Genomic DNA, 7,068 nt, shown 5'->3' on the forward strand with positions numbered 1-7,068 from the left:
CCGCGGCGGCGAGCTCGTCGTCCCGCTCGAGCAGCCGGTCGATCCCGGACCGCGCGACGGCCTGCGACACCGCGGACTGCGTGATCCGCTCCGCCCGTGCGGCCTCCGCCTGGGTCGCCCCGCCCAGCAGGGCGTCGGCGATCCGGCGTTCGCGGGCCTTGAGCCGACCGAGGACGTGGTCGCGCAGCAGGACGAGCCCGTCCACGGCGGCGGTGAGGGACGGGTCCGCGGCACGGAAGGCGGTCGCGGCGCCGGCGGCCCGCTCGTGGGCGCGCTCAACGACCTCGCGGTCCCGATACCCGGCCGTGCCGTCCTCGATGCCGTCTCCGCCGGCGTCCAGGGCCCGCCACTGCCCCAGGCCGATCCCGAAGCGCAGGTCGAGGCCCGGGGGCAGGGCGAGCGTGACGCGGACGGTCAGCCGGAGCGCGTCCGGCCAGGTGCGGTGCAGCGCCTGGAACTCGTCGCCGACGCTGGCCCAGGCGGGGCGCAGCGGCGGGACGTCCTGTTCCGCGGCCGCGAAGGCGGCCAGGATCTGCTCCTGCGCGCGCTCCCGGTCCGGGAGGGCGCGGGAGCCGACGATGTCCGCGATCACGGCCGCGACCGGGGGTGCTGCGCTCATGGCGTCACACTATCACTGATATGACGACATTCATCAGTGTTTTCATAACACCCTGGGTCGGCATCATGCCGGGTGGTCACTGCTCCCGCTTCATCTGCCGCAGCTCCTTCTTGAGCTCGCCGACCTCGTCGCGCAGGCGGGCGGCGAGCTCGAACTGCAGGTCCGCCGCCGCCTGGTGCATCTGCTTCGACATCTGCTCGATCAGATCGGCCAGGTCCTTGGCGGGCAGCGACGCCGGGTCCACCGCCGGAGCCTCGGTGCCCTCCCCTGTGGTCGCGTCCCGGTCCAGCGAGCTGAGGCCTCGGTGGCCCATGCCGAAGTCGAACCCGGACTTCACGCCGCCCATGCCCTTGAGGAAGTCGGCGGTGTCCGCGTCCTCCCGGGCCAGCTGGTCCGTGATGTCCGCGATGCGCTTGCGCAGCGGCTGGGGGTCGATCCCGTGCTCCTCGTTGTACGCGATCTGCACGGCCCGGCGCCGCTCGGTCTCGTCGATCGCCCGCCGCATGGAGTCCGTGACGTTGTCGGCGTACATGTGGACCTCGCCGGAGACGTTGCGGGCGGCGCGGCCGATGGTCTGGATGAGGGAGGTGGTGGAGCGCAGGAAGCCCTCCTTGTCCGCGTCCAGGATCGCCACGAGCGAGACCTCGGGCAGGTCCAGGCCCTCGCGCAGCAGGTTGATGCCCACCAGCACGTCGAAGGTGCCCTTGCGCAGCTCCCGCAGCAGCTCCACGCGGCGCAGCGTGTCCACATCCGAGTGGAGGTACTCGACCTTCACCCCCGCCTCGAGCAGGTAGTCCGTGAGGTCCTCGGCCATGCGCTTGGTCAGCGTGGTCACCAGGACGCGCTCGTCCTTGGCCGTGCGCACCCGGATCTGCTCGAGCAGGTCGTCGATCTGGCCCTCGGTCGGCTTGACCACCACCTGCGGGTCCACCAGCCCGGTGGGCCGGATGATCTGCTCGACGTAGCCGTCCGCCTGGCCGAGCTCGTAGGCGCCCGGCGTCGCGGAGAGGTACACGGTCTGCCCGATCCGTTCGAGGAACTCATCCCACTTCAGCGGGCGGTTGTCCATGGCCGAGGGCAGGCGGAAGCCGTGCTCCACGAGGGTGCGCTTGCGGGACATGTCCCCCTCGTACATCGCGCCGATCTGCGGGATGGTCACGTGGGACTCGTCCACCACGAGCAGGAAGTCGTCCGGGAAGTAGTCCAGCAGGCAGTGCGGGGCGGAGCCGGCGGGACGGCCGTCGATGTGGCGCGAGTAGTTCTCGATGCCGTTGCAGTAGCCCATCTGCTGCATCATCTCGAGGTCGTACGTGGTGCGCATGCGCAGCCGCTGCGCCTCGAGGAGCCTGTCCTGGGACTCCAGCTCCTGCAGCCGCTCCCGCAGCTCGTCCTCGATGGTGGTGATCGCCCGGCCCATGCGCTCGTCGCCGGCCACGTAGTGCGAGGCCGGGAAGATGTACATCTCCTCCTCCTCGCGCACCACCTGGCCGGTGAGCGGGTGCAGGGTCTGGATGGACTCGATCTCGTCCCCGAAGAACTCGATGCGCACCGCGAGCTCCTCGTACATGGGGATGATCTCCACGGTGTCCCCCCGCACCCGGAAGGTGCCGCGGTGGAAGTCGACGTCGTTGCGCACGTACTGCATCTGCACGAACCGCCGCAGGAGCACGTCCCGGTCCATCTCCGCACCGCGGCGCAGGGTGACCATCTGCTCGATGTACTCCTCGGGCGTGCCGAGGCCGTAGATGCAGGAGACGGTGGCCACCACGATCACGTCCCGCCGGGTCAGCAGCGCGTTCGTGGCCGAGTGGCGCAGCCGCTCGACCTCCTCGTTGATGGAGGAGTCCTTCTCGATGAAGGTGTCCGTCTGCGGGACGTACGCCTCGGGCTGGTAGTAGTCGTAGTAGGAGACGAAGTACTCGACCGCGTTGTTGGGCAGCAGCTCCCGGAACTCGTTGGCCAGCTGCGCCGCGAGCGTCTTGTTCTGCACCATCACCAGCGTGGGCCGCTGGAGGCGCTCGACGAGCCACGCCGTCGTCGCCGACTTGCCCGTGCCGGTGGCGCCCATCAGGACGACGTCCTTCTCCCCCGCCTCCACGCGCTCGGCGAGCTCGGCGATGGCCTTCGGCTGGTCACCGGAGGGCTGGTAGGGGGAGATGACCTCGAACGGGGCGACGACGCGGTTGATCTTCTGGGCCAGGCTCATGGCAGAACCCTACGTCGCGCCCCGGACACCCCGGCGGTCAGTCCGCCGAGGGCTCAGCCGCGCCGGGGGCGAGGAACCGGTCCCACACCTGGTTCGCCACGGACGCGAGCCGCTCGAGGTCGGCGTCGTTGACGATGACCACGTCCGCGACGGCGCGCCGCTGCTCGTCCGTGGCCTGGGCCGCGATCCGCGCCTCGGCGTCCGCGCGGCTCATGCCGCGGTCCTCCACCATCCGGCGCAGGCGCTCCTCGAGCGGGGCCTCCACCACGATCACGAGGTCGAACGCGTCCGCCTGCCCGGTCTCCACCAGCAGCGGCACGTCCTGGACCACGACGGCGTCCGGCCCGGCCTCGGCGACGATGCGCCGGGCCGCAGCCCGGATCCGGGGGTGCACTATGCGGTTCAGGCGCTGTCGGGCGCCCTCGTCCCCGAAGACGATGCGGGCCATCTCGACGCGGTCGAGCTCACCGTCCGCGGTGACGACGCGGTCCCCGAACTCGTCCTGGACGGCGGCCAGCCCGTCGGTGCCCTTCTCGAGGACCAGCCGGGCGAGGGCGTCCGAGTCCACCAGGAGCGCGCCACGCTCCTGCAGGACACGGGCCACCGCGGACTTGCCGGCGGCGATCCCGCCGGTCAGGCCCACATGGACGCGCGGCCGTTCGGCCACCGGGTCGGTCTCGGTCATACGCGCTCTCCTCGGGCGGCCTCGAGCTGAGGCTGGATCTTGGCCTCCCAGTATGCCCGGACGGCCTCCTGCAGGTCCTCGAGCGAGCCGTCGTTCTCGATCACGGTGTCCGCGATCTCGGCCCGCTCCTCGTCCGCCGCCTCCTCGTCGATGAAGGCCCAGGCCCGCTCGCGGGTCATGTCGTGGGACTCCATGAGCCGGGCGACGCGCACCTCGGCGGGAGCGGAGACGGCCAGCACCTGGTCGAAGTCCTGTCCGGAGCCGGTCTCGGCCAGCAGGGCCAGGTCGACCACCAGCACGGAGTCCTCGCCGATCTCGCGGGCCCGGCGGTTCGCCTCGTCGCGCACCGCCGGGGAGACGATCTCGTACATGCGCGTCCGGGCGGTCGAGCTCTCGGTGGTGAGCCGGTTGAGGGTGCGCGCGTCCAGGGTGCCGTCCGCGCGGACGATGTCCTCGCCGAAGACCGAGCGGAGCTCCTCGAGCACGGGGTTGCCGGGCACGAGGATCTCCCCCATCAGGTCGTCGAACTCCACGACGACGGCGCCCAGCCGCTCGAGCTCCGCGCCGACCTCGGTGCGGCCCGCGGCGATGCCGCCGGTCAGGCCGACGGTGACGAGGGCCTTGGCCGCGTCGATGCGCTGCTGGTGCCACGTCTTCGGGGTGTGCGTGTCGTTCTCCGGCTCGGTGCCGACCTCGAACTCGGGGCGGATCACGAAGTCCGAGACGTCCACGCCGTCCTCGGTGGCGCGGCGGCGGTACTCCTCGACCGGCAGCACCTGCTTCCACTGGCGGGTCCGCATGGGCCGCGCGGCACCCGCGTCCTCGCGCAGGGCCTGCAGCAGCAGTGCGGCCTGCGTGACGGTGATGAGCAGGATGGGCAGGCCGATCACGATGATGACCTCCTGCAGCGCCGCCAGGCCGTTCTCGCCCGCGGTGAGGATGATGGCCGCGCAGACCGCGCCGATGGACACGGCCCAGAACACGGACTGGCGGCGGGGCGCGGCATCCTCGTGGCCATTGGCCATCGCGTCCATCACGAGCGCGCCCGAGTCGATCGAGGTGATGAAGAACAGCGTGATGACCACGAGCGCCACGACCGCGGCCACCGTGTAGAGCGGCGTGCCCTGCAGGTGCTGGAACAGGGCGGCCTGGACGTTGCCGTCGGTGACGATCGTCTGCGTGAGGTCACCGCCCTGGCCCGGCGCCGGCGCGGTGGCGCGGTCCGACTGGAACGCGGAGTAGCCGTAGATGCCCATCCAGATGATGACGAACGCCGTGGGCAGGCCGAGGCCGGCCATGATGAAGGAGCGGATGGTGCGGCCGCGTGAGATGCGGGCGAAGAACATCCCCACGAAGGGCGCCCACGTCACGGTCCAGGCCCAGTAGAAGACGGTCCAGTCACCGGACCACTGGCCCGAGTTGTACGTGTCGTTGTAGGTGGAGAGCACGGGCAGCATGGAGGCGTACTCGCCGATCGCCTGCACGGTGCCGCGGATGACGTCCATGCTGGAGACGGCCCACATCAGGACGTACACGAGCAGGGCGATCGCCAGCAGGATGTTGGCGTAGGACAGCCGCTTGACGCCCTTGTCCATGCCGACCAGCACGGAGGCCGTGCCCACGGCGGTGACGACGGCCAGGATGAGCGCCTGGACCCAGCCGGCCACGGGGGTGCCCAGCACGTAGTTCATGCCCGCGTTGATCTGCAGGGCGCCCAGGCCCACGGACACGCCGAGGCCGAACACGGTGGAGACCACGGCGATGATGTCGATCGTCTTGCCGATGGGGCCGTGGATGCGATCGCCGAGGAGGGGCTGGAAGGCGGAGGACACGCGCGGGGGCAGCTTGCGCTTGTACGTGAAGTAGCCGAAGCACAGGCCCGGGACGAGCAGGATCGCCCACATGTGGATGCCGAAGTGGAAGTTCGCGATCGCCATGGCCTCCGAGGCCGCGCGGTCGGAGAACGGCTCCGTCCCCGCCATGGGCGGGTTGGCGTAGTGGTTCATCGGCTCCGCGATGCCCCAGAACATCAGCACCGCGCCGACGCCGGCGGCGAACATCATGCCGAACCAGGTCAGGCCGGAGTACTCCGGCACCGCGTCGTCGTCGCCGAGCTTGACCCGGCCGTACCGGGTCACGGCGAGGATGAACAGGAACGCCACCAGCAGGGTCAGGCTGAGGGTGTAGATCCAGCCGACGTCGTAGCGCAGCCAGCTCGAGACCACGCCGAAGGCCGCCTGGACCGGGCCAGGGAACAGGCCCATCGCGGCGGTGAAGAGCACGACCGCGGCGGCCGAGCCGAAGAAGATCGCCGGACTCGTGCGGAGCCCCAACGTGTCGTGCAGGCGAGTGAGCGGGGAAGTCATGAGTCTCCCGGGACAGGGTCGTGGGAGGCCCGCGGCGGCACGCGTGCTCGCTCACCGGTGGGCCGGTGCCGGGTGGCACGGTCCCCCACTGTACCGAAGCTCACGTCCGGGCTCGACGGCGTTCGCGTCCACGGCCAGCCCCTAGGGTGGGGACATGCCCGATCCCGCCCCCGCCCCGACCGTGCGCTGCACGGTCCTGCCGGCGTCCGCCCGCGACCCCGACGGCTGGCTGGAACGGGAGGTGGAGATCCGCCGCAGCCGCTTCCTCACCTACCTCGGGCGCGTCGAGGACGAGGCGCAGGCCCGCGAGATGGTCGCCGTCCTGCGGCGCCGGCACCACGACGCGCGGCACGTGTGCAGCGCGTTCGTCCTCGGCCCCGCCCGGGACCGGATGCGCTCCAGCGACGACGGCGAGCCCGCCGGCACCGCCGGCGTCCCCATGCTCGAGGCCCTCCTCCAACGCGAGACCGCGCCGGGCCGGACCGACCTGACGGACGTGTGCGCCGTCGTCGTGCGCTGGTTCGGGGGGATCAAGCTGGGCGCCGGGGGCCTGGTGCGCGCCTACTCGGACTCGGTGTCCGGGGCACTCGACGCCGCCCCGCTGCGCACCCGCTCCCGGCTGGCCCTGCTCGCGGTGGAGGCGCCCCACACCGACGCCGGCCGGTGGGAGAACGAGCTGCGCGCGGCGGGCGTGTCCGTGCTGGAGGCGAGCTACGGCGCCGCGGCGGTCCGCCTGACGGTCGGCGTGCCGGACACCGAGGAGGCCCGCGCGGCGTTCGCGGAGCGGCTCGCGGACGTCACGGCTGGCGCGGGGCATGCGGAACGGATCGGAGAGGACTGGGTGGACCATGAGTGAACCGCTGCCCCGGGGGGTCACCCCCGATGTCGCCCACGGCGGGCTGCCGGACGACCTCACCGCGGGCGTGGACTTCGCGGCGCTGGATCGGTGGCCGCTGCCGCCCGAGCCCGACCGCCAGGCCCACGACGCGGCGGACCTGCTCCTGCTCGACACCCTGGCCGGGTGGATCGCGAGCGGGCACGTCCCCGGCCCGGTGGCCGTCCTGGAGGACCGACACGGCGCCCTGACCCTGCCCCTGCTCACGGCCGGCCACGACGTGCGGGTCCACCAGGACGACGCCTCCGCCGAGCGCTCGCTGGACGCGAACCTCGCCGCGTGGCGCGCCGCCGGTCG

General features: G+C 71.8%; 5 protein-coding genes and 1 pseudogene. 2 read left to right on the plus strand and 4 right to left on the minus strand.

Translation table 11 applies throughout. The annotated features are described in order from the left end of the window. From D8M29_RS07005 to coaE (D8M29_RS07020), 4 genes are all read right to left on the minus strand, one after another. Positions 1 to 619 (minus strand): SatD family protein (locus D8M29_RS07005; RefSeq protein ID WP_127445867.1); only part of this gene is annotated, 619 nt, incomplete at its 3' end. 76 nt (positions 620 to 695) lie between these two features. Next, positions 696 to 2,825, minus strand: a complete 2,130-nt coding sequence (gene uvrB / locus D8M29_RS07010; protein WP_041102707.1) for an excinuclease ABC subunit UvrB — start codon at positions 2,823 to 2,825, stop codon at positions 696 to 698. A gap of 37 nt (positions 2,826 to 2,862) precedes the next feature. Next, positions 2,863 to 3,510, minus strand: a complete 648-nt coding sequence (gene coaE / locus D8M29_RS07015) for a dephospho-CoA kinase (protein WP_041102706.1) — start codon at positions 3,508 to 3,510, stop codon at positions 2,863 to 2,865. Next, a complete protein-coding gene (gene coaE / locus D8M29_RS07020; RefSeq protein ID WP_041102705.1) occupies positions 3,507 to 5,876 on the minus strand; it encodes a dephospho-CoA kinase in 2,370 nt (789 codons plus the stop codon). Before coaE (D8M29_RS07020) ends, coaE (D8M29_RS07015) begins: the two co-directional genes overlap by 4 nt. A gap of 154 nt (positions 5,877 to 6,030) precedes the next feature. Between coaE (D8M29_RS07020) and D8M29_RS07025 the strand changes: the two genes are divergently transcribed. Together D8M29_RS07025 and D8M29_RS07030 are read left to right on the plus strand one after the other, a co-directional pair. After that, positions 6,031 to 6,732 carry a YigZ family protein gene (locus D8M29_RS07025; RefSeq protein WP_127445868.1) on the plus strand — a complete coding sequence of 234 codons (702 nt, stop codon included), beginning with the start codon at positions 6,031 to 6,033 and terminating at the stop codon, positions 6,730 to 6,732. Next, positions 6,725 to 7,068: pseudogene (locus tag D8M29_RS07030) on the plus strand (16S rRNA methyltransferase); the annotation flags it as partial. The gene D8M29_RS07025 and the pseudogene D8M29_RS07030, both read left to right, overlap by 8 nt.

Origin of the sequence: Micrococcus sp. HSID17227 (assembly GCF_003989405.1) — a bacterium.
Classification (GTDB): domain Bacteria; phylum Actinomycetota; class Actinomycetes; order Actinomycetales; family Micrococcaceae; genus Micrococcus; species Micrococcus luteus.

What these genes read in the sequence shown, in the direction of transcription:
- coaE (WP_041102705.1), bottom strand. Translation starts at nt 5,876, where the DNA reads ATGACTTCCCCGCTCACTCGCCTGCACGACACGTTGGGGCTCCGCACG.
- D8M29_RS07025 (WP_127445868.1), top strand. Translation starts at nt 6,031, where the DNA reads ATGCCCGATCCCGCCCCCGCCCCGACCGTGCGCTGCACGGTCCTGCCG.
- coaE (WP_041102706.1), bottom strand. Translation starts at nt 3,510, where the DNA reads ATGACCGAGACCGACCCGGTGGCCGAACGGCCGCGCGTCCATGTGGGC.
- uvrB (WP_041102707.1), bottom strand. Translation starts at nt 2,825, where the DNA reads ATGAGCCTGGCCCAGAAGATCAACCGCGTCGTCGCCCCGTTCGAGGTC.